We start from the raw sequence: 22,728 nt of genomic DNA, 5'->3' as shown, positions 1-22,728 counted from the left end.
CACGCCGTCGGCCGCCACGGTGACCTCCAGGCGGTCCGGGGTCGAGGCGGCCGCGGCCAGCAGGCCGGGAAAGCGGTCGCCGCGGCGGACGAACTCCTGGTTCGTCGAGCCGGCCCAGGGGCGGTCCCGGTCGACGAGCGCGGCGACGTACGGCCCGGCGATGAGCAGGTCCGTCGCGTCCAGCAGCGCGGCCACGTCGTCCCGCCCGCCGTGGACAGCCCGGTTCAGCCGGCCCGTGGTATACCCCGAGAACGTCATCACGGACATGCCGGCCGCGCGGGCGGCGGCGGCCACCACGGCCAGCGGCGCGGCGTGGTCGAACGGCTCGCCGCCGAGCAGGGTCAGGCCCTCGGTGCCCGCGGCCAGCACACGCGCGACGACCTCGGCGGTCGGCACCTCCGAGCCGCCCCCGAAAGCCCACAGGTGCGGGTTGAAGCAGCCGGTGCACCGGATCGTGCAGCCCTGCACCCACAGCGCGGTCCGCTCCCCCGGGCCCTCGGCCACCGTGCGCTCCACGAACCGGCCCAGGCTCAGCGTGCCGGGGTCGACCGCCGGGCGCGGCAGGCGCTCAGAAGTCGAGGACACGGCCGCCGCCCGGCTGCGGCTGAGGCTGGGGTTGGGGCGCCCGCGGGCGCGGCGTGCAGGTCAGGAACGCGCGCAGCCGGGCGAACTCGTGCGGCGCGAGGCCGGCCGTCGCGGCGAACTCTTCCACGGTCTGGAACCCGCCGCGCGCCTCCCGGTCCGCGACCACCCGCTCGGCCCGTGCCAGGTCGAACAGCCCCGCCTCGGCCAGCTGCGCCGCGGTCGCGAAGTTCACCTCGACCGCGGCGGCCGGCGCGGCAGGAATCACCAGCGCGGCAGGGACCGGCGGCGGGGCGAAGACCGGCGGCGGGGCGAGGGCGGTCGCCGGCGCGGCGGCCGGTCGCTGCTCGAACCACGGGCGGTTCGCGGCGCGCCAGCGCAGCCAGGAGCCGTTGAGGATCAGCGCGTGGACGATGCTCGCGAACCACAGCGCGAAATACCCCACGGCGATCGCCGTGCTCAACTGCGAGTCGCGCGGCAGCCGGTTGATGGCGACAAGGCCCGACCAGGCCAGGACGAAGTAGGTCACGCCGATGATCCACCACGCGGGGCGGCGAGCGGTGATGCCGACGTAGAGGAAGCCGCTTCCGCTCAGGCAGCCCAGCCCGAGGATCGTGAGCAGGACCCACCAGCTGTTGCGCAGCCGCCAGCCGAAGCTCGCCGGGTTAGAGGCCATCGTGCTGCTCCTGCCTGACAGTTGCGGTGGTTGTGACGGCAGTGTAGTCAGAGGTGTACTCGCTGTGGACGGTCTGCGCCGCGAGCAGGTCCTCGAGCACCGCGACGTAGTCGAGGCACTTCGAGCCCTTGATGCCGAGGGTCTCCGCGTTCACGGTGCCGTCCGCGGCGACGGTGACCACGATCCGCCTGGTCGCCATCACCCACGCTCCACGGCGAAGACCAGGCGGACGGCGGCGTCCGGGGTGACCGAGCGCGACTCCAGCCGCAGCCCCGCGGCCGGGGCGCGCTCGGTCAGCCGGGCGAGCACCGCCTGCTGCACCTGCCGCCCGTAGGCGGCGTCGACCGAGCGCACGATCTCCATCGCCCGCGGCTCGTCGACGTCGCCGGTGAGGTGGGCGGTCCAGATGTGCTGCGGGTCGCGACTGAAGCGGGCCCGCACGCCCGCCCAGTCCGCCACCAGGTCCGCGCCCTCGGCCGACACCGCCGCCCGGGAGTCGCGCAGTGCCGCGCCGAGCAGCGCGGCGTCGCGCATCCGGGTCTGCACCTGGCAGACCGTGGTCGCGGAGCTCTTCTCGCTCAGCCGCGCGTGGGCCGCGGCGGCGGCGATCGCCAGCGGTACCAGCAACAGGGAGACACTCATCGTCAGGCCTCGATCGCCCGGCCGTGCGCGCCGAGCACCGGCATCGGCGCGGTGGGTGGCTCCTCGTCGGGGTCCCAGTCCTCGGCCGCGGTCGCGGCGACCGCGCGGGTCTTCGCCCAGAGCCGGATCGCGTCGAGCTTCTCGGCCTGCGTCACGCTGAGCGGCACCATCGCGGCGACGGCGCGCAGCAGATCCTCGCGGCGCAGCGGGCGACGCTCGGAGAACGCGTCGAAGAGCGCGGCGACGACGGCCTGCTCGATCTCGGCGCCGGAATACCCCGCCGACAGGGCGCACACCTCGCGCAGCAGCGGCTCGTCGAGGTGCAGATGGCCCTGTACCGCGGGCCGCGCCAGCCGCCGCCGCAGGTGCACCTCCCAGATGGAGGCCCGCTCCGCGCGGCTGGGCAGGTCGACGAAGAAGATCTCGTCGAAGCGGCCCTTGCGCAGCAGCTCGGGCGGCAGCCGCTCGATGTCGTTGGCGGTGGCGATGACGAACACCGACCCGGTCTTCTCCTGCATCCAGGTCAGGAACGTGCCGAAGACCCGGTTCGTGGTACCGCCGTCGTTGCTCGCGCTGGTGGAGAAGCCCTTCTCGATCTCGTCCACCCACAGCACGCACGGCGCGCTCGCCTCGGCGGTGCGCAGCGCGGTGCGCATGTTCTGCTCGCTGGAGCCGATCAGCCCGGAGAAGACGCGCCCGATGTCCAGCCGCAGCAGCGGCAGCCCCCACGCGGCGGCGACGGCCTTGGCGGTCAGCGACTTGCCGCAGCCCGGCACGCCGGTGATGAGCACGCCCTTCGGCGCGGGCAGCCCGTACTCGAAGGCCGCGGCCAGCCACGAGTTGTCCCGCTTGGCGAGCCAGCGCTTGAGGTTCTCCAGCCCGCCGACCTGGTCCAGCCGCACGTCCGCGTCGACGTACTCGAGCACGCCGGCCTTGCGGACCGCCTGCCGCTTCTCCTCGTGCACCACGTCCAGGTCGCTCAGGTCGAGCACGCCGTCGTTGACCATCGCCCGGGCGAACGCGTTCTCCGCCTCGCTCAGCGTGAGCCCGGCCGCCGCCTTGGCGAACTTCTCCCGGCCGATCGGGTCGAGGTCGATGCGGATTCGCCCGCCGGCGGCGTTGCTCGCGATCATCCCCTCCAGCACCCCGCGGATCTCCGCCTCGCTGGGCAGCGGGAAGTCGACGATCGTGACGTCCTTCTCCAGGTCGGCCGGGATCCGCAGGACCGGCGCGACGATGACGAGCGTGCGCGGCGCGACCCCGGCCTTGAACCCCGCCGCGATGTCGCGCAACCGGCGCACCACGGTCGGCAGCACCGGCACGTCCCCGCCGAGCGAGTTGTGCAGATCGCGGAAGACGAACAGGCCCGGCTGCTGGATGCGCAGCACGGTCTCCAGGGCGTTGTCGGGCTCGGTGGTGTACTGCTGGGCCACCCCGTCGGGCTGCAGCAGCCCGCTCGTCGCCGACCAGGTCCAGACCGGCCGCGGGGTGCGCACCAGCGCCGCGTCGGAGGCGACGGCGGCGAGCTCCGAGAGCACCCGGTGCTCCTCGTACGACTCGACGTACAGGACCGGGAACCTGGCTTTCAACAGCTGCGCCAGGTCGTGGCGGAAACCGGTCACTGCGTTGTCCTCTCCTTACCGGCGGCGGGCCCTGCGAAGACCCTAACGGCGGCACCGAGATCAGGTGAGTCCGCTGCTTGCCGCCAGCAGTGTCGGAAACGCGCCACCGGCCGCGCGGCCAGCCCGCCCTGCGAGTACAGCCCCTTACGCTTGCCTGTGGCCTCCACGCCGCAACCATCGGCCACCCGTTTCGCAACCTGACGAAAACCGCCGCCGCGCGGGGTGCCTGGTCAGGCGAGGCGGGCGGAGCCGAGCAGGCTGCCGTCGTGGTCGGAGACCGTGATCGAGTCGACGTTGGACAGCTGGATCGAGCTCGCCCCGGTGACCCGGGCCTGGGCGGTCGTCGTGCGGCCCCAGCACGCCGCCTGCTCGGCCTGGCCGCCGCGACCCAGGACGCGCATCACGTACGGGCCCTCGCCCGGCAGGCCGGCCAGCTCCAGCGACACTGACACGCCCCACTGGCGCGGGACCAGGGTCGCCCGGCCCGACAGGCCACTGCCCTCCGCGGCCACGATCTGGACCACCGTGCCCGCCGGGGCGGTCGCCGAGGGCTGGGCCTGCGGCTGCGCCTGACGGACCGGGCGCAGCGACAGGACGGCCGCGACCAGGGCCAGCACGACGCAGGCCGTAGCCAGCGCGGTCAGCGCGACGACCGGCAGGCGGCGGGGGCGGGCCCGGCGCAGGAGGGCGTCCAGGCCGGCGCGCGACGGGGGCTCGAGCGGCGCCGCCGGGCCCGGCGGCAGGCGTTGCAGCAGCTCCGGTACCGCCGCCAGCCGCCCCACCTCGGCCCGGCACTCGGCGCACGTGGACAGGTGCGCGTCGACCGTGGCCTGGTCGTCGTCGTCGATGCCGCCGAGGACGTACGCCCCGAGCAGCCGGCGAACCGCCTCGTGCCCGCCGGTCACCGTAAGACTCCCATCTCCTCGAACACCGCTCGCAGCGCTCGGACCGCGTAGTACGCGCGCGACTTGACGGTGCCCTCCGGTACCGCCAGGCGTTTGGCGGTGTCGGCGACGGTGCGGCCGTCGTAGTAGACGGACCTGATCACGTCGCGGTGCTCGGCGGAGAGGCGGTCGAGCGCGGCGCGGATGAGCCAGCCCTCGACCAGCGCGTCGACGTTGTCGGGGTCGGCGACGGCGGTGAGCGCGTCGGGATCGGAGACGAGCTTCGGGCGGCGCTGGTCGGCCCGCCATGCGTTGCTGACCACGTTGCGGGCGATGGTGAGCAGGTACGCCCGGGTCGTGTCCCGCGTGACGTCGATGCGCTCGATGTGCCGCCACGCGCGCAGGAGCGTGTCCTGCACGAGGTCCTCGGCGCGGTGGCGGTCCCGTTCGTACCGCGAGACGAAGGCGAGCAACACACCGTAATGCTCGGTGTACAGCGCGGTCATGAGCTCCTCGTCGCGCGTCACGCGCAGCCCCTCTCGACGGCCTCCCCACACGGGTCTACACCACGAGGCCGTTCAAGGTTCAACCAACCGCCGGGATCCCGAGCCGGCGGATAGGGTACGGGCGTGAACCCGTACTTCGTCTGGGAGGACCCCGAGGCCGGGGCCGGCTGGCGCCCGTTCGCCGAGCTGCTCGACCCCGGCGTGGTGGCGGAGCGGGTGGCGGTGTCGCGGCAGGCGCTGGTGGCGATGTTCGGGCTCGCCGAGGACGCAGTGCCGGAGCGCGTGGTCGCGTCCGTGCTGTTCCTCGGGTACGCGTCGCGGCTCCTGTCGCCGCTGCTGGCGGAGTCGCTGGAGGGGACGATCCGCGGGGTGACGCCGGCCGACCTGTGGTGGCGGCCGGTGCCCGGCGGGCCGCTGCCGATCGCCGCGCGGGCGGTCGAGGCGCGGCCGGCCGCGGACCTGTTCGACGTGGCGGTGCTCGGCCTGGTGGCCCCGCTGCTGGAGGTGTTCCGGGCGCGGTTCCGGCTCTCGCCGCAGGTGCTGTGGGGCAACGTCGCCTCCGCGCTGGGCGGGGCGGCCGGGCAGCTGCCGAAGGGCGCGTGGCCGGCCGTGGCGGACCTGCTGGGCAGGCCGCCACTGGCCGGCATGGCGATCGTCGGGCAGGGGGCCGGCGGGCAGGGGTCGCTGCGCCGCCGCAACTGCTGCCTGTACTACCGCATCCCCGGCGGGGGCACGTGCGGCGACTGCGTGCTCAGGCCAGCGTGACCGCCGCGGGGCGCTCGGCGACCCGCGGCCGCTCCAGCAGGCGCTCGGCGAACGTACCGAAGACGAGGCCGATCGCGGCCCACATCAGCAGCTGGGCGCCGACCGCGTACAGGCGGAACTGGTAGAGCAGGTCGGCCGGGAAGCCCGGGAAGATGATCTTCCCGTCGCCGTCGAGCAGCGGCAGGGGCGTCTCGGTCGACTGGTGCAGCTCCTTGTTGGCGTCCAGGTCGCCCAGGTCCGGCAGCAGCGCGAACAGGATGCCGATCGCCACCACGTAGGCGCCGACGGCCAGCAGGGCCGCGTTCCACGTGCCGAACCTCGGGTGCAGCCGGCGGCCGAGCCAGGTCGCCAGGATCATGAGCACCACGGAGGCGCCGGTGAGGACGAGGTACAGCGAGCTGCGCAGCCCGATCGTGGCGTCGTTGCCGACCGCCGGCGGGTTCGTGGGGTACTTCAGGAACGGCACCAGGTAGACCCCGGTGAACGCCGCCGCGGCCACCAGCAGGGCGAGCGGCCGGGCCCGGACACGCCCGACCCGGCCGAGGCAGATCGCATACGCGACGGCGAACAGGGCCCCCATCGCGACGCCGAAGAGGATCAGCGCCGCGCCGATGCCGACGTTCTCCTGGATGGTGCGGCTGAACATCTCGTGCTCGTGCCCCTCGCCCAGGGCGTGCGAGCGGCCTTCCTCGTAGTCGATGGCCTGCTGGATCAGGGGCTCGGCGAGGATCCGGGCGAAGACGAACGCGAGCACGCCGCCGACTGCGCCGGCCAGCACGCCGCGCAGGATGAGTCGCTTTTCCATTGTGGGCGGGCGCCGGCTCAGTGGCAGGGGAAGCCGAGGAAGTGGCGGCCGTCGTGCACGAACTCGTGCACGTGGGCGTCGTTGCCGAAGATCGACACGGCGCCCTGGTCGATGCCGACGAAGTAGTAGACCAGCAGGGCGAGCAGCGCGGTGCCGCCGAGCCAGAACAGCGAGCGGGAGATCGGCAGGACCAGCGGAGTGGTGGTCGCCTGGGGCGTCTCGGCGCCGGAGATGGAGCTCATCGGTGGGCCTCCTTCAGGGATCGTGCGTCCCTCGTCTGGATGGGGCGTCGTGGCGGAGGAGTACCCTGACTCACCGCGAGAAGCGGCTCACAGTGGCGCGACCGTGCTGGACTTGCACCAGCTTCCCTCACACCGTCACACGTCAGACACTAAGAGCCGGGCACTCCTTACGTCAATCGGGCCGGCGCCCGTGAGCACCGGCCCGTGTCGATTCACACACGCATCACACCCGCACGCCCGGCGGGATCACCCCGAAGATGAGGGCGGTCGATCCCGACCCCTTGTGGTTGATGAAGCCGCCGCAGAGCACCGACGCGCCCGTCGCAGGGAAGTGCGCGAGCCCGGCGAGGATCTCCAGGCTGACCCGGTGCCGCTGGTACACCAGCAGCGAGGCGCGGAACTCCGGGTCGGTGCCCAGGTCGGGGCCGAACGTGTCGATCCCGGTGCCGCCGTTGTGGCCGATCCGGCCGGTGTCGATGAACCACTGCACGGTCTCCGGCGCGAAGCCGGGCTGGCGCAGCACGCCGTCGGCGTCGAGGTTGGGGAAGGCCGGGGTCCCCCACTTGTACTCCCAGCCGGTCCACATGATGATCATGGACTCGTCGGGGATGCGGCCGTGCCGGCGCTCCCACTGCTTCACGTCGTTGACGGTCAGCGCGTAGTCGGCGTTGCGCGCGCACTTGTCCCGCACGTCGATCTTCACCGCCGGCAGGAACAGGTCGTTGGGGTCGAGTTCGTCGGCGAGCGGCTCGCCGGCGTTGAAGTGGCCGGGCGCGCCCCAGTGCGTGCCGGTCGCCTCGCCCTCCCGGACGTACTGCAGGTAGTACCCCTCGTTCTCGATCGTGGCGATGGTCTCCAGCGTGAACTCGGGGTCGCCGGGGTAGATGTTCGTCTTCGCCGGGTCGTTGACGTGCGACAGGCTGATGAGGCGGGTCTTGCCGGGGCGCAGCGCGCTGCCGCCGGCGGGGGCCGCCGCGGCGGTCCCGGCGAGCCCGGCGGCGCCGGCGACGGCTCCCCCGGCCGCCGCGAGCAGGTGTCTTCTCTGCATATTTCTCGAATCGTCCCTTCGCATCCGTGCACGACGATGTTCCTGCCGACTGTAGGGCCTTCGGAGCCCCGCATCCGGGACCTTCGACCCGGTCCGGTGCGCGCCCGGTCGCCTACGATCGGTCGTCGGCGGGTGATCTTTCGCGAGATCTGGGAACCTTCGCCGCGTCGCGTGCGACTAAGTGGAATACCGACGGATCCGGAAGGTGGCCGCGTGTCCAAACGGCAACGCGACTCGCGCGAATACGCGCGCCGAATGCGCATGATCCAGGAGCGGTCGAACGCCCGGCGCGGCCGGATGCGCACGGCGTACTCCGCCATCGGCGTGGTGCTGCTGATCTTCGCCGTGATGATCGTGGTCAAGCTCGGCAGTACCGGCGGCGGCCAGGAGGCGCCGAGCGCGCTGCCCACCGGCGCCGCGGCCGCCGAGATCGTCCAGGGGGTGACGACGGTGCCGGCCGCGACGCTGGACTCCGTCGGCAAGGGCTCCGCCCAGGTGCTGCCCTCGGTGATCACCGACCAGCCCCCGCTCACCGACGGCGGCAAGCCGCTCATCCTCTACGTCGGCGCCGAGTACTGCCCGTTCTGCGCCGCGCAGCGCTGGCCGGTGGTCGTCGCGCTGTCGCGGTTCGGCACGTTCAGCAACCTCGGGCTGACCACGTCGGCGGCCGACGACGTGTTTCCGAACACGCCGACCCTGTCGTTCCACGGCGCCACCTACACCAGCCAGTACATCGCCTTCCAGGGCGTGGAGACGAGCACGAACGTGCGCAAGAACGGCACGTACGGGACGCTGGACAAGCTCACCGACGCGCAGGCGGCGGTCGTGCAGAAGTACAACGCGCCGCCGTTCGTGTCGCAGCAGTCCGCCGGCACGATCCCGTTCATGGACTTCGGCAACAAGGCGCTGCTGGGCGGCGCCACGTTCAGCCCCCAACTGCTGCAGGGGCACACGCACGCCCAGGTGGTGAGCGCGATCCAGGACCCGAACAGCCAGCTCGGCGGGGCCGTCAACGGCAACGCGAACGCCCTGACCGCCCTGATCTGCCGGATGACGGGCGACCAGCCCACCGACGTGTGTTCCAGCGCCGCCGTGAAGGCCTTCCAAGGGGAGTTCACCAATGTCGGCAAGTGAAGTCGCGATCGACCGGCGGCTCGTGCAGTCCTGGGTGCCGCTCGCGTCGCTGGTGCTCGCCGTGGCCGGCCTGGGCGTCTCGGTGTACCTCACGATCGAGCACTTCACCTCGTCGACCACCCTGGCCTGCCCGGAGACCGGCGCGCTGAACTGCCTGAAGGTCACCACCTCGGAGCAGTCGGCGGTGTTCGGCATCCCGGTGGCGGTGCTCGGCCTCGTGTACTTCGTGGCGATGCTGGTCCTCTCGCTACCGGCCCTGTGGCGCTCCACGCTCCCCGCGGTCCGCTACGGCCGGCTGGCCCTCGCCTCGATCGGCGTCCTCTTCGTCTTCTACCTGGTCTTCGCCGAGCTGTTCACGCTGAACGCGATCTGCCTGTGGTGCACGGCGGTGCACGTGCTGGCGGTCGGCCTGTTCGCGGTGACCGCGGTGGGCACGGCGTACGCCGATCCGTCGGACCTGTAGTTCCGATCGGGAACTTCGCGGGGATGTGTGGCGACTATCCGCGCGACACATCCCCGGTATCCCGAGAGGAACGCTCGCCATGCGCCTGACCCACGTGGTCCGCACCGGTGTCGCCGCGGCCGCGGCCGTCGCCGCGGCCCTGGCCTTCCCGGCCACCGCCTCCGCGCACGTCACCGTCAACCCGAACACGGCCTTCCAGGGCGGCTACGCGAAGGTGACGTTCCGCGTGCCCACCGAACGCGACGACGCCAGCACCACGAAGGTGGAGGTGGCGATCCCGACCGACAAGCCGATCGTGTCGGTGTCGCTCAAGCCGGTGCAGGGCTGGACGGCGACGACGGAGACCACGAAGCTCGCCACCCCGGTCAAGACCCACGGCGGCGACGAGGTCACCGAGGCCGTCTCGAAGATCACCTGGACCGCGGACGCGAACTCGGGGATCAAGCCCCACGAGTTCCAGGAGTTCGACGTCTCGCTCGGCCCGCTGCCGGAGACGGACCAGATCGTGTTCAAGGCACTCCAGACGTACTCCAGCGGCGAGATCGTCCGCTGGATCGACGAACCCTCGGCCGGTGGCGAGGCCGAGCACCCGGCCCCGGTCCTGAAGCTCACGAAGAAGGCCGACACGACGACGGTGTCGACCACCACGTCGGCTGCCCCCGTGGCCGGCGGCGGCTCGTCGGACTCCGGCGGCAACGGCACCGCGATCGGCCTCGGCATCGCTGGCCTGGTCCTCGGCCTGGCGGGCCTGGTGATGGGCGTCCTGGCCTACCGCCGCGCCCCGGCCCCCGCCGCCTGACTCCTGCTTGACGGGTCCGGACGCGCCGTGTCCGGACCCGCCCCCCTCTGGCATCGTTATGGCCACTTGGCTACATTGACGAGGTGGCCCGCTACCAAGAGCTCGCCGACGCGCTGCGCGGGCAGATCGCATCCGGCGCGCTGCCGCCCGGCGACCCCGTGCCCAGCGCCGACCGGCTGGCCCACGAGTACGACACCGGGCGCGACACCGCCCTCAAGGCGCTGCGGCTGCTGCGCCGCGAGGGCCTGCTCCTGCTCGGCCGGGACAACGTCGTGCGGGTCGGCCCGGTGCAACTGCGTACCGCGCGCGGGGCGCCCGAGCGCCCGCCGACGATCGTCGACGTGCCACCGGAGGGCGTGGTCCGGGCCCGGATGCCGACGCCGAGGGAGCGCGACGAGCTCGGCCTGCCCGACGGCGTCCCCGTCCTGGTGGTGCGGATCGGCGAGGACGAGGAGGTCCACCCGGCGACCGGCACCGGCATGCGCTGGCCGACCGGCTGAAGACACCCGGTCCGAGTCAGGCCGAGTCAGGCGGGGTCAAGACGGGGTCAAGACGGGTCAGGTCAGGTCAGGCCGGATCCGGCAGATAGTCGACCACGACGACCGTCACGTTGTCGCGCCCGCCGGCCAGCACGGCGCGGCGCACCAGGTCCTCCGCGGCCTGCGCGGGATCCGCGCAGGTGGCCAGGACGGTGGCGATCTCCTCGTCGGCGACCTCCAGGGACAGGCCGTCGGAGCAGACGAGGTACCGCTCGCCCGGCACCGCAGTGCGCACCCACAGGTCCGGCCGGGGGCCCGGGTCGGTGCCGAGCGCGCGGGTGATCACGCCCCGGCGCATGGTGACCGACTCGGGGGCGACGTGGTCGACGGTGAGCTGGCCCAGCTCGCCACCGGCGAAGCGGTACACCCGCGAGTCCCCGACGTTGAACACGATCCAGCACTCGTCGCCGTCGACGATGCCGAGACAGAGGCCGGCGGCGGTGGTGCCCATGCCGCCCTGGGTCGGGTCGGCGGCGGCCGCGGCGAGGATGTCGGCGTTGGCGTGCACGATCTCGTCGCGCACGTCGAGCGGGCCGGCACCGCCCCGGGCGGCGAGCTCGTCGAGGCGCTGCAGCGCGGCGACCGCGAGCCGGCTGGCCACGTCGCCGGCCGCGTGGCCGCCCATGCCGTCGGCGACGGCGAAGACGCCGGTGCCGACGAGGGCGCTGTCCTCGTTGCGACGCCGGACCTTGCCGACGTCGGTCGCCGCGCCGGCGCGGATGTTCGCCATCAGACCTCCACCGCCATCAGACCTCCACCGCGGCGGCACACCGCGAGCGGCCGAACTCCGCCATCAGACACCCACCGGCTGCGCGAGCAGGTCCAGCAGCCGGGCCACGACCGCCTCGCGGCCGATCGGGCGGCCCGGGTCCGGGCGTTCCAACGAGTCGGACATGAACCAGGCACCGGCCGCACTGCGAGCCACGGCCACGCCCGCCTCCTCCGCGTCGCCGGCCTGCGTGCGGACCAGCACCGTCGCCGCGCCACCCCCCAGCGCACCAGGGCCCGGCGCACCAGGGCCCGACGTGCACAGGTCCAGGAACCGCAGGACCGGGGCGGCCAGCGGCTCGGCCGCGTCGATCAGCTCGACGGAGAACAGCCCGTACGACCCCGGGTAGACCGCGAGCCGGCCAGTGACGCCGCTGAACAGGTGCACGACCACGGGGCGCTCGCCCATCCAGCCGGCCGCCTCGGTGCTGGTGTGCCGGGTCGCCAGCGCCGCGATGGCGCACTGGACGAACTCGCCCGGCACCACCCGGCTGCCCTCGAGCCGGCACAGGTCGCGGGCGACGAGCGAAGCGACCCCGGAGGCCACCACGATGCCGGTGGAGACGCCCGGCTGGAAGTTGAGGCGCCGGCGCACGCCGTCGACGTCGACCCCGCGCTCGGCCGCGGAGCGCAGCACGAACTCCAGCTCCGCGAACGTCAGCGTCACCGGGCCGCCGGTCGCGTCGCCGGTCAGCTGGTCCGCTCGATGGTCGGCCATGGCCGCTGCATGCTCCCTCAAACCGCTGAGATTACCGGTGGTCGCAAGCCCTGCGCGACCCGGCCGCGCCCTTCTCCTCGCCCCTGCGGCATCGCCCCGCCCATCGCAGATCTGGAACATCGGGCACATCGACCGGTCAGCGGCGAACCTGACCAAAACGCCCAGCGGTACCGCCGCATCGCCTCTCCCCCGCGGTGAGCGGCCGGTAGGCTGCTCGGCCCAGTTCCGCGAGGGCCGGTGGTGCAGCCTGTACCTCTACTCGGTGCTCCGCGACGAGTTCAAGGCGATCCCGGACCCCTCGGCGCCGCGCACATAGACCGCCTGGCACGAGGCCGTCAATCTGCGCGGGCCGCCCGTCAGCGACCCCGGCTGAAGCAGCTCACGTGAGGTCCCAGCGCTCGAGGTCGCGCAGCCAGGCGTTGGCGTTGCCGTCGGAGGGGGCGCGCCAGTCGCCGCGCGGGGAGAGGGAGCCGCCGGCCGAGACCTTCGGGCTGTTGGGCAGGGCCGAGCGCTTGAACTGCGCGAAGCCGAAGAAGCGCCGGCAGAAGACCTCCAGCCAGTGCCGGATCTGCGGCAGGTCGTACGCGACTCGCTTGGCGTCCGGGAAGTTGGCCGGCCACGCGCCCGCGTCCGCGTCGTGCCAGGCGTGCCAGGCCAGGAACGCGATCTTCGAGGGGCGCATGCCGTACCGCAGCACATGGAAGAGCGTGAAGTCCTGCAGCGCATAGGGGCCGATCTTCGACTCCGACGACTGCAGCGCCTCGCCCGGCACCAGCTCCGGGCTGATCTCCTGGTCGAGGATCGCGTAGAGGATCTTGCCGACCTCCTCGTCGAACTGGCCGGTGCCCGCGACCCAGCGGATCAGGTGCTGGATCAGCGTCTTCGGCACGCCGCCGTTGACGTTGTAGTGGCTCATGTGGTCGCCAACGCCGTACGTCGACCAGCCCAGCGCCAGCTCCGAGAGGTCGCCGGTGCCCAGCACGATGCCGCCGCGGTGGTTGGCGATCCGGAACAGGTAGTCGTACCGCAGCCCGGCCTGCACGTTCTCGAACGTCACGTCGTAGACGGGCTCGCCGGCCGCGAACGGGTGGCCCAGCTCCGCGAGCATCAGCCGCGCGGTCGGGGTGATGTCCAGCTCGTGCACGCTGACGCCGAGGGCGCGCATCAGGGCGTGGGCATTCTCCCTGGTACCGCTGGACGTGGCGAACCCCGGCATGGTGTAGGCCAGGATGTCGGTGCGCGGCCGCCCGGCCCGGTCCATCGCGCGCGCGGCGACGATGAGCGCCTGGGTGGAGTCGAGCCCGCCCGAGACGCCGATGACGACCTTCGGCTCGCCGATCGCCGCGAGCCGCTGCTGCAGGCCGACGACCTGGATGTTGTACGCCTCGTAGCAGTCCAGCGCGAGCCGCTCCACGTCGGAGGGCACGAACGGGAAGCGCTCGATCTTGCGCCGCAGCCCGAGGTCGCCGGCGGGTGGGTCGAGCGTGAACGGCACGCGCCGGAAGTCGCCGACCCGCCCGGCGTGGTTGCGGCGGTTGTCGTCGAACGTGCCCATCCGCTGCCGCTCCTGCCGCAGCAGGTCCAGGTCGATGTCGGCCACCGACCGCCGGTCGCCGTCGGGGAAGCGCTCGGTCTCGGCGAGCAGCGAGCCGTTCTCGTAGATCATCGTCTGCCCGTCCCACGACAGGTCGGTCGTGGACTCGCCCTGGCCCGCGGCCGAGTACAGGTAGGCGGCCAGGCAGCGCGACGACGCCGACCGGCACAGCAGCCGGCGGTCCTCCGCCCGGCCGACCGTGATCGGGCTGCCGGACAGGTTGGCCAGCACCGTCGCCCCGGCGAGCGCGGCCTCGGCGCTCGGCGGGACGGGCACCCACATGTCCTCGCAGATCTCGACGTGCAGTACGAAACCAGGAAGGTCCTCGGCCGCGAAGAGCAGGTCGACCCCGAACGGCACGTCGGCACCCCCGACCCGGATCGTCCCGCCGCGCTCCGCGTCACCGGCGGTGAGCTGCCGGGCCTCGTAGAACTCGCGATAGTTGGGCAGGTAGGACTTGGGGACGACGCCGAGGATCCGCCCGCGGTGCACCACGACGGCACAGTTGTACACGCGGTCCCGGTGCCGCAGCGGCGCCCCGACCACGATCACGGGCAGCAGTTCCGCCGACCCGGCCACGACGGTGCCGACCGCGTCCTCGACGCCGTCGAGCACCGCGTCCTGCAGAAGAAGATCCTCGATGCTGTACCCGCACAGGCCCAGCTCCGGGAAGATCGCCAGGGCCACGCCCTCCTCCGAGCACGCGCGGGCCTGCCGCAGCAGCGACTCGGCGTTGGCGGGCGGGTCGGCGATGGCGGTGTGCCCGGTGCAGGCGGCCACCCGGGCGAAGCCGTGAGCGTAAATCGACCGGAAGTTCACCACTTAATCATGTCGAACCCGCCGCCGGACCACGCTGAGACCGCCGTCACGGCGCCCGTCTCACCCCGCGAGCCCGACTGATCGGCGCGGCGATCAGGCGCGGCGGTGGCCGCGGTCCCGGCGGGACCGCGGCCGCCCGGCGGTCAGCGGCGGACCGCGCCGCGCTCGATCGCGCAGGTGAGGTGGCCGGCGAACGGCTTGAGGTCGGCGGTCGGCTCGACGACGTTGCCGTCCGGGTCGATCGCCTTGCGCGCGATCGACAGGCAGGCGGTGCCGTCCGGCAGCATCTGCGAGAACCGCTGGCCCGAGCGCAGCGCGAGCAGGCCGCCGTTGGTGCCGGGCAGCGGCGCGAAGCTCTCGTTGCCCGTGCTGTACCAGACGCGCAGCCCGTAGGTCTGGCTCGTGTCGTTGCAGAAGTTCAGCCAGGCGGGCCGGGGGTCGGCGACCCCTCCGTTGACCGGCGGGATCGTCAGCGAGGTGACGCCCTCGCGCTCGATGGTGATCGGCCCGAACGAAGCGCCCATGTCGTCATCCTCCGTGCTGTCGGCGGCGGAGCCCGCGCCGATCGTCTGCCAGGGTTGCGTCCCGTCCGCCCGCGCGTCGCCGACGACGGAGAGGTGGCCGTGGGTGAAGTGCTTGTCGCCGTTCTTGGGGTTGTACGGCCGCCAGGTCCAGCCGTCGTACCCCCGGACCCCGTAGCTGGAGAACATCTGCCCGTTGGAGATGCCGTACTTGACCCGGGGATCACGCGAGCGCCGGATGTCGTCGAGCACCTTGTGGGCGTCGAGGCCGAGGTCCGGCCGGTTCGGGAAGTCGGCGGCGGTCACGATGTCGTTGCCCCACCCGGGGAAGTTGTGGGGCGTGTGGTCCGAGGTCGGGTCGTGCGCTGCGTCGCCGATCAGCCCCCACTCGTCGGTCGAGGTCGCCGGCGGCCGCGCCCGCGGCGCCCCGGCCTGCAGTTGTTGATGGAGGACCAGCAGCGAGCGTGCGGCTCTCCATGCCATTCGCTACCTCCTGTCGTAGGTACCCCTGCTGTAGGTACCTCCTGTGTGCAGGTATCGGCATGGACGCTAGCCGCAGAGGCCCGGCGACCGCGCCGAGGCGGGATCACCCGACCGGCCACTCATCTGTGCACGGACGTAGCATTCGTGCAGGGAAGCTCGCTCGGGAAGCTCGCTCGGGAAGCGAGGAAGGCTCAAGAATCCACCGACAACAAGGCAATAGGCGCGGCCGATGGCGTGGGTTGTGCCAATCAAGTGGATAGGTGTGTCCGCCATCGACATCGAGCGCTCTACCTGCGCAAACTGTCCGGCCGCGGCAGTGATCCGACACCCTTTTTGTCCACTTCCGAGGCCCACGTCCCATACCGCCGCGAGTATCGATCATGGCACGCCGTCCCGCCGCGATGATATGGTGGCCGCTCGCCAACGGTCGGGCACTTTCTTGTCATGCGAAAGACGCGAGCCGATAGGTAATCAGATGCGTTTGCGCGCAACGGAGATCGGTACACCGAAGAACGACGACCACGACCACATGGGGACAATGATTCGGTCGCCACATCGACGGCGTCGGGGACGGAAACTGGGAGTTGTCGCCCTCGCGGCCGTCGCCGTTCTGATCGTCGCCGCCGGCGCGGGCGCGGTCAGCTTGATGGCCCGCGACACGCCGAGCACCAATAGCGACGGCGTGAGCGCATTAGGTCCACGATCCGACACTGAATCCGGCTCTTCGGGCCCGGCGGCGTCCGCATCGGCCTCGGGCAGCGCAGCCGCGTCCGCCTCGGCGTCGGCCCGCCCGACCACCAGCGTGGGTTCGAACGGCGGCGGATCGACCGCCGGCACGGGCGCCCCGCCGATCGCCGCGGCGGCCGGCAAGCGCTGGAAGGTCAGCTTCAGCGAGGAGTTCAACGGCACGACCCTGGACCGCTCCAAGCTGAGCCCCTGCTTCGACTGGAACACCGGCGACTGCACGTCGACCTTCAACGAGGGCCGCGAGCACTACCAGCCGAGCCAGGTCGTCGTCTCCAACGGCACGGCGAAGCTCATCGCCGCCCCGCTGAGCCCCGCCTTCTCCAGCAGCGCCTGCCAGAACGGCTCCTGCACGTACAAGGCGGGCCTGCTCTCGACCGCGCGCCCGACGGCCAGCAACGGCTCCAAATACCTCTATTCGTTCACGTACGGCTACGTGGAGTCGCGATTCAAGTTCCCCGCGACCCGAGGATTCTTCACCGCGTTCTGGATGCTGCCGACGGACCCGACGTACAACTATCGGACCGAGATCGACATTCTGGAAGAACTCGGCAACGACCCGACCACGATGTTCATGACGTACCACTACAACAATCGCGACACGTCATTCTCCGGCAACAGCGGCCAGTACAACAACGGCCACTGCGCAGTGAAGGACTACTCGAAGGACTTCGTCCGGATGGGCCTGGACTGGGAGCCCGACCACATCGCCTGGTACATCAACGGCGTCGAGTGCGCCCGCTTCACCAACGCGAGCGTCATCGAGAAGGGCCCGATGCAGCTCATCCTGCACATGATGGTGGACAACAACTGGCAGCGCCGCTGGAACGTAGGCCTGACCGACCCCACCCTGGTCCGCCAGCTGGAGGTCGACTACATCCGCGTCTACCAACAAGCCCCCGCATAAGAACCAGCGACCTCTGTGGCTCCGGCGTAGGCGCGCAGCGTGTCCAGGCATCAACCTGTCCATGCGTACGCTGCCACCCATCCGGCTCAGGCGGTCGCGCCGCCCGTGTGCCGCTCCAGGAACTCGTCGATCGCGCGGCGGATCAGGCCTGACCGTCCGCCTTTGTCGTTGCCGGCGAGTGCATCGAGGCGTTCGACGGTTGCCGCCGGCAGCCGAACACCGGTCACGATCATCGGGATCTCCGCGGGAGCTGGGCCCAACTCCGGTCCGGGGACGGCGTCGCGGAGCAGTTCGGAGATGTCGCCGCCGCCGTCGAAGTACGCCACCAACTCGTCCCGGCTCATCGTCCGTGGGTCTCGGTACGTTGTCATCGAGTCCCCTCCATCCACTGCTTGATCTCCTCCGGAGTCGCAGGCCGCGCCGCCAGGATCGCGTAGCTGTTGACCTTGCCCACCCGCTCGCACAACACGACGATCACACGGGAGGTGTCGGCCAGCCCAGCGACGGCTACGAGCAGCGTGCCGATGCGGTTTTCGATCCGCTGCGATGAGTAGAGCGCATCGACCACCTCGTGTTCGGTCACACCGCTACGAGCAGCACCGCCCTTGCCGGCGTCGGTCCACCCGTACTCCCGGTCTGCCACCTGCCCAGCGTATAACGCGTAAAACGCAGCCGCACCACGGGTCCAAAGGCCAGGCGGGGACACTTGCGATCAACGTTGTCCCCGCCGGCTAGAGCGAGGTTTGGGGACATGGGGGTGGACCGGATGCGGCAGAACCGAACCACGTTCACGCTGTTCAGGGACCGATCGTGAACGTGACGGCCGTACGCCGACGCCCCCGTGACGCATTGCGGAATACAACGGTGCCTCAAGGTCTTGGCCTCATCCCGGCGAAGAGTCCTTCGTACACCCGGTCGACATAGTCATCGGTCAAGGGTTCCTGCGTGACCAGGAACCGGAAGTAGAAGGCACCCGACAGGATCGCCTCGGCCAGGTCGAGATCGAACCCGGCCGCCAACTGCCCCTGTTCCTGGGCGATCTTGAGCCGGGCGACGGTTCTCTCCGCCTGCGGGGTGATAAACCGTTCGTTGAGCGCCGCGGCGATCGCGGGATCGTGCTGGGCTTCGCCCAGCAGGGCCCGGTAGAGCGGCCCGAACGGTGGCCGGCCCAGCAGGTCTATGGCCGCGTGAATCTGTGCGCGCAGGTCGGCTTCGACATCGCCGGTGTTCGGATACTCGAATACCGGCGCGTTGGTGGACAGCAGCGCATCGAGGAACAGAGCACCCTTCGATGGCCAGCGGCGGTAGATCGTGTGCTTGCCGACGCCGGCGCGGGCGGCGACGGCTTCAATGCTGAGCTTGGCGTAGCCGACCTCCCGGGCCAGTTCCAACGTGGCCTGCTTGATGGCTTCGGTTCGGTCTGAACTTCGCGCAGCGTGCTGAGTCATACAACGATCGTATAGAACGGCACGTGCCGTATCGGTTGCGCCCGCCCACGTGTTACGCTGTTGGCGGAACGGCACGGCACGTGCCGTTCCATACGGGGCTGACTCGTCACGCAGCCGCATTGGAATGACCGGACAGAGAGGAGCGGCCGTTGCGCACGCTCACCTACTTCGTCGCTGCAACGCTCGACGGCTTCATCGCCGGCCCGCACGGCGAGTTCGACTTCTTCGCCTTCGAAGGCGACATCGTCCCGGCGATCCTGGCCGAGTTCCCCGAGACGATCCCGGTGCAGGGTCGAGGGCCGCTGGGTCTGGCCGATGCACCGAACAAGCGCTTCGACACGGTCCTGATGGGTCGCGTTTCCTACGAGCCCGGCCTCTCCCTCGGCCTCACCTCTCCCTACCCGCACCTCAAGCAGTACGTTTTCTCGCACACGATCACCTCCCAGGATCCGCAGATCGAGATCGTCTCCGGCGACGCGGCCGCATTCGTACGCGGCCTCAAGCAGCAGGAGGGGTCCGGAATCTGGCTGTGCGGCGGCGGCAAGTTGGCGGCCCAACTGCTGCCGGAGATCGATGAGCTGATCATCAAGCGCAACCCGGTCGTCTTGGGCGCCGGCGTCCCGCTGTTCGACGGCGCGTTCACTCCGACCCCGTTCACTCTCACGGGTACGTGTACGTTCGACACCGGTGTTGCCCTCCAGACCTACACCCGGATGGCCGCCGCATGAGTCGGGGCACCGCCGCCGTGCGCTTCCGTTCCGTTGAGACATCCGGGCCCGAACTCGATCGGGTGCTCGACATGACATCTGCCGAGCCCCTCTGGCGGCTGCCCGCCGACCGCTACCGAGCCGAGGCCGCCGAACGCCAATACCGTCCCGAGTGGACCTGGATCGCCGAGGACGCCGGCGGCCGAATCCTGGCCCGCGCCCTGTGGTGGGGTCAACACGACAGCGCGTACCCCCTGGCACTGGACTGCCTCCTCACCGCGGACGTGGTGCCCTCCGCCGAGCGTGCCGCCCTCGCCGCCGGGCTGCTCGACGCCGGGCATCGCGCCTTCCACACGGCGGGCGCACCGCAACCGCCGCTCTACAACCTCATGCAGTTGCCCAACTCTTGGCGCGACGACCCCGCCCACGCCGCTGCGGTGGCCTGGCGCCAGGAGGCCGCCCGCAACGCCGGGCTGACCAACGAGGTGGAACGGCTGCAGTACGAGTGGACGCCCGAGGCCGACATCCCGTCCTCGCCCGAGCGGCTGGTGTTCACCCCCGAACCCGACGACGAGACATTCCTGGCGGCGATGCTGCGGGTCGCTGAGGGCACACTCGACGCGCACACCCGGCAAGGCGAGGCAGCACGCGGGGCGGAGGCCACCGCCCGCGAGGCACTCGCGTTCTACCACGACCGGCCGGGCAGGCGGGAATGGTGGCGGCTGGCGCACACCCGCGACGGAGTCCTCGCCGGACTCGCGATCCCATCCGCCACGCCCTACCACCGCAACGTCGGCTACCTCGGCGTCGTCCCCGAATTCCGTGGGCGTGGATACGTCATGGAGATCCTCGCCTTCATGACGCGCTTCCACGCCGCCGACGGAGCCGAGCGCATCACCGCCACCACCGATCTCGGCAACCACCCCATGGCGGCGGCCTTCGAACGTTTCGGCTACCGCAACACGGAAGTCCGCCTCATCCTTTCCACCCCGGCCGCTGCCTAGACGAGTGGACGGAGACCGGCTTGGTGTTCACGTCGGCGCGCGGAACGGCGCTCGATGCGGCCAACGTCCGCAGAGTGCTTCGCCGGGCGGCGACGGCGGCCAGGCTGCCCCGAAGCGGTGGACGCCCCGGGAGCTGCGGCACAGCTTCATCTCGATCGCCTCGGCGCTCGGGCTGACCGCAACCGCCGCGGATACGACACCGCGTTGGACAGCACGTCCTCCAGCCCGGCGCCGCGCAGTGCGCTTTCGCCTCCGACGTGTACTCCTGCAGCAGCGCTTCGGCGTCTCCCAACGCCGGGCGTGCCGGGTGGTGGGGCAGCACCGCTCCGCGCAGCGCCGGCCCGCCCCAGGCCTGTGATGCCGACACGGTGCTGTGGGCACGGTTGCGGCAGATCTCCGCGCGGTATTCGCGGTGGGAATGGCGCAAATGCCACGCGATCGCGGCGCGGGAGGGCCTGGTCGTCAACCGCAAACGCACCCGCCGGCGTCAATCCGAGGCTCAATCGATTCGTGTTCGGGAGTATTTACGGCAGTAACATCGGAAGACTCGTCGACGACGACGCCGGCGGGTTCCGCCGTTAGGAAGGGAGCATCACGATGAGCCCAGGACACGGACGACGTCCAGGATGGAGGCTCGCGATGGCCACTGCGGCTGCAGTGGCGGCGGCCGTGGCCCTGTCACCGGTCGTTTCGAGCGCTAATCCCACAGCTCCGACCGCCGACGCCAACCCTACGGCGTGTGCCCAACGGGTCAATAACACCCCGCGGAAGCTCGTCGACTGCGTCAACAGGAATGACCTCTGGGCCCACATGGTCAAGTTTCAGCAGATCGCGGACGCCAATCCGGGCGCCGACGGCCACCCGTCCCGCAATTCGGGGGAGCCCGGCTACAAGGCTTCGGTCGACTACGTGGCCAATGTCATGAGGGCAGCGGGCTACGACGTGACGTTGCAGGAGTACAAGTTCCACTACCGCAGCTTCGTCGGGGAACCGGTGTTGCGAGAGGAGTCGCCGACGCCGCATTCGTTTGGGCTCGGCACGGACTTCAACCCTGCAACAGTCGCCGGTTCGACGAGCGCGAAGCTCCAACCCGTGGGTGGCATTGTCGTGCCCGCGACGCCCACACCCAGCTCGGCCAGCGGCTGCTCAGCCTCCGACTTCGTCGGGTTCGTGCCGGGCAACATCGCCTTGATACAGCGGGGCGGGTGCACCTTCGCCGAGAAGGTGGCGAACGCCGAGGCCGCCGGTGCTTCGGTGGCCGTCATCTTCAACGAGGGCAACCCAGGACGGACCGGTGTCTTCAATGGGAGCCTCTCAGGTAATGAGCACATCCCCGTCGTCTTCACGTCCTACGCCGTAGGCACCCAGCTTCTGGGCCAGTACGTCCCGGGCTCGGGCCCGGTTCTGACCATCGACGTCAGGATCATCGACGACCCGAACCGATCCGACTGGAATGTCATCGCCGACTCCAAGGGCGGCGACCCGAACAACATCCTCGTCATCGACGCCCACCTGGACGCCATCTACGGAGCCGGGATGCTCGACAACGCATCGGGCTCGGCCACGATCCTTGACATCGCCCAGCAGCTGAAGAACACCAACACCCGCAACAAGCTGCGCTTCATCTGGTTCGGCGGTGAGGAGCTCGGCCTGCTCGGCTCGGACTACTACGTCAACACCCTCCCGGCCGACGCGCTCGCCAAGATCAAGTACGATCTGGACGCCGACGTCACGGCCACGCCAAACTACGTCGCGGGCGTCCTCGACCCGAAGGACGGGGTCACCTTGTTCGGTCGCGACCCCGGCACCCCGATGCCGCCGAGCATCTGGGCTCCCTCAGCGATCGGGCGCGACTTCGGGATCGACTACCTCAACTCGATCGGGAAGAACCACATCCTCTTCTCGGCCGACGGCACGGATGCCTTCATGTTCCAGCAGGCCGGGATCCCGGCGAGCGGTGTCCTCACCGGCCAGGATTGCTGCAAGCTCGCGTCGGATGTCGACCTCTTCGGCGGCTCCGAGGGCAACTTCGAGGGCACTGTGCCGGGGAACGACGGAGGCTGCGTGGACAACCCCTTCCGCTGGTGCGACAACCTCAGCAACAACGACCCCGAGGTGCTGACCTGGGTGTCGAAGACCTTCGCCAACATGGTCGCACACATGGCCTTTGACACCCAGGTGTTCGACTCCACCAAGAACGGCGGTGGTCACATCAAGAAGGATGGGGCCCGACCGACGGTCGCATCACCCAAGGGCCTGGTCAACAGCTGATCTGCTGACCAGCCCTCCGACGGGCGCCGTCCCCGGG

The 22,728-nt window shown here is 70.8% G+C and carries 26 protein-coding genes, 1 pseudogene and 1 riboswitch; of the genes and pseudogenes, 9 read left to right on the top strand and 18 right to left on the bottom strand.

Annotated elements, in window-relative coordinates; genetic code table 11:
• Positions 1-105 precede the first annotated feature (105 nt).
• The 7 genes and pseudogenes from ACGFI8_RS34560 to ACGFI8_RS34530 form a co-directional block, all read right to left on the bottom strand.
• A pseudogene (locus ACGFI8_RS34560) lies at positions 106-504 on the bottom strand (4Fe-4S single cluster domain-containing protein); the annotation flags it as partial.
• Positions 505-568: 64 nt separating this feature from the next.
• Positions 569-1,258: a ComEA family DNA-binding protein gene (locus tag ACGFI8_RS34555; RefSeq protein ID WP_392811043.1), complete on the bottom strand. Its 690-nt coding sequence runs from the start codon at positions 1,256-1,258 to the stop codon at positions 569-571.
• Complete coding sequence (locus tag ACGFI8_RS34550) at positions 1,248-1,457, bottom strand: DUF2997 domain-containing protein (RefSeq protein ID WP_392811042.1); 210 nt, start codon at positions 1,455-1,457, stop codon at positions 1,248-1,250. Before ACGFI8_RS34550 ends, ACGFI8_RS34555 begins: the two co-directional genes overlap by 11 nt.
• Complete coding sequence (locus tag ACGFI8_RS34545) at positions 1,457-1,900, bottom strand: hypothetical protein (RefSeq protein ID WP_392811041.1); 444 nt, start codon at positions 1,898-1,900, stop codon at positions 1,457-1,459. Before ACGFI8_RS34545 ends, ACGFI8_RS34550 begins: the two co-directional genes overlap by 1 nt.
• Positions 1,901-1,902: 2 nt before the next feature.
• Positions 1,903-3,522 (bottom strand): AAA family ATPase, encoded by a 1,620-nt coding sequence (locus ACGFI8_RS34540; RefSeq protein WP_392811040.1) that lies wholly within the window; start codon positions 3,520-3,522, stop codon positions 1,903-1,905.
• 230 nt (positions 3,523-3,752) lie between these two features.
• A complete protein-coding gene (locus ACGFI8_RS34535; RefSeq protein WP_392811039.1) occupies positions 3,753-4,427 on the bottom strand; it encodes an anti-sigma factor family protein in 675 nt (224 codons plus the stop codon).
• Positions 4,424-4,933, bottom strand: coding sequence for a sigma-70 family RNA polymerase sigma factor (locus ACGFI8_RS34530; RefSeq protein ID WP_392811038.1), 510 nt, complete (start codon positions 4,931-4,933; stop codon positions 4,424-4,426). Before ACGFI8_RS34530 ends, ACGFI8_RS34535 begins: the two co-directional genes overlap by 4 nt.
• A 102-nt stretch (positions 4,934-5,035) precedes the next feature.
• Between ACGFI8_RS34530 and ACGFI8_RS34525 the strand changes: the two genes are divergently transcribed.
• Positions 5,036-5,677, top strand: a complete 642-nt coding sequence (locus ACGFI8_RS34525) for a (2Fe-2S)-binding protein (protein ID WP_392811037.1) — start codon at positions 5,036-5,038, stop codon at positions 5,675-5,677.
• Here ACGFI8_RS34525 and ACGFI8_RS34520 read toward each other — a convergent pair.
• From ACGFI8_RS34520 to ACGFI8_RS34510, 3 genes are all read right to left on the bottom strand, one after another.
• Positions 5,664-6,482: a CbtA family protein gene (locus ACGFI8_RS34520; protein WP_392811036.1), complete on the bottom strand. Its 819-nt coding sequence runs from the start codon at positions 6,480-6,482 to the stop codon at positions 5,664-5,666. The genes ACGFI8_RS34525 and ACGFI8_RS34520 overlap by 14 nt on opposite strands.
• A gap of 17 nt (positions 6,483-6,499) precedes the next feature.
• Positions 6,500-6,724 carry a CbtB-domain containing protein gene (locus ACGFI8_RS34515; protein WP_392811035.1) on the bottom strand — a complete coding sequence of 75 codons (225 nt, stop codon included), beginning with the start codon at positions 6,722-6,724 and terminating at the stop codon, positions 6,500-6,502.
• A 33-nt stretch (positions 6,725-6,757) separates the two neighbouring features.
• Positions 6,758-6,893, bottom strand: a riboswitch (cobalamin riboswitch).
• 54 nt (positions 6,894-6,947) lie between these two features.
• Positions 6,948-7,772 (bottom strand): cyclase family protein, encoded by an 825-nt coding sequence (locus tag ACGFI8_RS34510; RefSeq protein WP_392811034.1) that lies wholly within the window; start codon positions 7,770-7,772, stop codon positions 6,948-6,950.
• Between the two features lie 213 nt (positions 7,773-7,985).
• On the opposite strand from ACGFI8_RS34510, the gene ACGFI8_RS34505 reads away from it, so the two are divergent.
• The 4 genes from ACGFI8_RS34505 (at position 7,986) to ACGFI8_RS34490 (ending at position 10,668) form a co-directional block, all read left to right on the top strand.
• Complete coding sequence (locus ACGFI8_RS34505; RefSeq protein ID WP_392811033.1) at positions 7,986-8,906, top strand: DUF929 family protein; 921 nt, start codon at positions 7,986-7,988, stop codon at positions 8,904-8,906.
• Positions 8,893-9,369: a vitamin K epoxide reductase family protein gene (locus tag ACGFI8_RS34500; RefSeq protein ID WP_392811032.1), complete on the top strand. Its 477-nt coding sequence runs from the start codon at positions 8,893-8,895 to the stop codon at positions 9,367-9,369. The genes ACGFI8_RS34505 and ACGFI8_RS34500 overlap by 14 nt, the downstream gene beginning before the upstream one ends.
• 79 nt (positions 9,370-9,448) lie before the next feature.
• On the top strand, positions 9,449-10,168 hold the full coding sequence (locus tag ACGFI8_RS34495) for a YcnI family protein (RefSeq protein ID WP_392811031.1): 720 nt from the start codon (positions 9,449-9,451) through the stop codon (positions 10,166-10,168).
• An 83-nt stretch (positions 10,169-10,251) separates the two neighbouring features.
• Positions 10,252-10,668: a GntR family transcriptional regulator gene (locus ACGFI8_RS34490; protein WP_392811030.1), complete on the top strand. Its 417-nt coding sequence runs from the start codon at positions 10,252-10,254 to the stop codon at positions 10,666-10,668.
• 67 nt (positions 10,669-10,735) lie between these two features.
• Here the strand turns inward: ACGFI8_RS34490 and ACGFI8_RS34485 are convergent, their stop codons facing one another.
• The 5 genes from ACGFI8_RS34485 to ACGFI8_RS34465 form a co-directional block, all read right to left on the bottom strand.
• The gene (locus ACGFI8_RS34485) at positions 10,736-11,437 is read right to left on the bottom strand and encodes a PP2C family protein-serine/threonine phosphatase (protein ID WP_392811029.1); all 702 of its coding nucleotides are present in this window, start codon (positions 11,435-11,437) and stop codon (positions 10,736-10,738) included.
• 63 nt (positions 11,438-11,500) lie between these two features.
• On the bottom strand, positions 11,501-12,193 hold the full coding sequence (locus tag ACGFI8_RS34480; protein ID WP_392811028.1) for a hypothetical protein: 693 nt from the start codon (positions 12,191-12,193) through the stop codon (positions 11,501-11,503).
• A 379-nt stretch (positions 12,194-12,572) separates the two neighbouring features.
• The gene (locus ACGFI8_RS34475) at positions 12,573-14,606 is read right to left on the bottom strand and encodes an NAD(+) synthase (protein ID WP_392811027.1); all 2,034 of its coding nucleotides are present in this window, start codon (positions 14,604-14,606) and stop codon (positions 12,573-12,575) included.
• Between the two features lie 143 nt (positions 14,607-14,749).
• Complete coding sequence (locus ACGFI8_RS34470) at positions 14,750-15,610, bottom strand: hypothetical protein (RefSeq protein ID WP_392811026.1); 861 nt, start codon at positions 15,608-15,610, stop codon at positions 14,750-14,752.
• 471 nt (positions 15,611-16,081) lie between these two features.
• Complete coding sequence (locus ACGFI8_RS34465) at positions 16,082-16,447, bottom strand: hypothetical protein (protein WP_392811025.1); 366 nt, start codon at positions 16,445-16,447, stop codon at positions 16,082-16,084.
• On the opposite strand from ACGFI8_RS34465, the gene ACGFI8_RS34460 reads away from it, so the two are divergent.
• On the top strand, positions 16,413-17,261 hold the full coding sequence (locus ACGFI8_RS34460) for a family 16 glycosylhydrolase (protein WP_392811024.1): 849 nt from the start codon (positions 16,413-16,415) through the stop codon (positions 17,259-17,261). The genes ACGFI8_RS34465 and ACGFI8_RS34460 overlap by 35 nt on opposite strands.
• A gap of 86 nt (positions 17,262-17,347) precedes the next feature.
• Here the strand turns inward: ACGFI8_RS34460 and ACGFI8_RS34455 are convergent, their stop codons facing one another.
• The 3 genes from ACGFI8_RS34455 to ACGFI8_RS34445 all read right to left on the bottom strand — a co-directional run bounded on the left by ACGFI8_RS34455 (position 17,348) and on the right by ACGFI8_RS34445 (position 18,709).
• On the bottom strand, positions 17,348-17,632 hold the full coding sequence (locus tag ACGFI8_RS34455; protein ID WP_392811023.1) for a CopG family ribbon-helix-helix protein: 285 nt from the start codon (positions 17,630-17,632) through the stop codon (positions 17,348-17,350).
• A complete protein-coding gene (locus tag ACGFI8_RS34450; protein WP_392811022.1) occupies positions 17,629-17,904 on the bottom strand; it encodes a hypothetical protein in 276 nt (91 codons plus the stop codon). Before ACGFI8_RS34450 ends, ACGFI8_RS34455 begins: the two co-directional genes overlap by 4 nt.
• Before the next feature lie 226 nt (positions 17,905-18,130).
• Complete coding sequence (locus ACGFI8_RS34445; protein WP_392811021.1) at positions 18,131-18,709, bottom strand: TetR/AcrR family transcriptional regulator; 579 nt, start codon at positions 18,707-18,709, stop codon at positions 18,131-18,133.
• Between the two features lie 149 nt (positions 18,710-18,858).
• On the opposite strand from ACGFI8_RS34445, the gene ACGFI8_RS34440 reads away from it, so the two are divergent.
• The 3 genes from ACGFI8_RS34440 (at position 18,859) to ACGFI8_RS34430 (ending at position 22,691) form a co-directional block, all read left to right on the top strand.
• Entirely contained in the window at positions 18,859-19,437 is a 579-nt protein-coding gene (locus tag ACGFI8_RS34440; RefSeq protein ID WP_392811020.1) for a dihydrofolate reductase family protein, read from the top strand.
• A 71-nt stretch (positions 19,438-19,508) separates the two neighbouring features.
• Complete coding sequence (locus ACGFI8_RS34435; protein WP_392811019.1) at positions 19,509-20,420, top strand: GNAT family N-acetyltransferase; 912 nt, start codon at positions 19,509-19,511, stop codon at positions 20,418-20,420.
• A 657-nt stretch (positions 20,421-21,077) separates the two neighbouring features.
• Positions 21,078-22,691 carry a M28 family peptidase gene (locus ACGFI8_RS34430; protein ID WP_392811018.1) on the top strand — a complete coding sequence of 538 codons (1,614 nt, stop codon included), beginning with the start codon at positions 21,078-21,080 and terminating at the stop codon, positions 22,689-22,691.
• Positions 22,692-22,728: the final 37 nt, after the last annotated feature.

The sequence above is a fragment of the Dactylosporangium sp. NPDC048998 genome (assembly GCF_043197855.1).
Taxonomy (GTDB): Bacteria; Actinomycetota; Actinomycetes; order Mycobacteriales; family Micromonosporaceae; genus Dactylosporangium.
The sequence above is the reverse complement of the archived record's forward strand: the minus strand, read 5'-3'. Positions and strand labels throughout refer to the sequence as shown.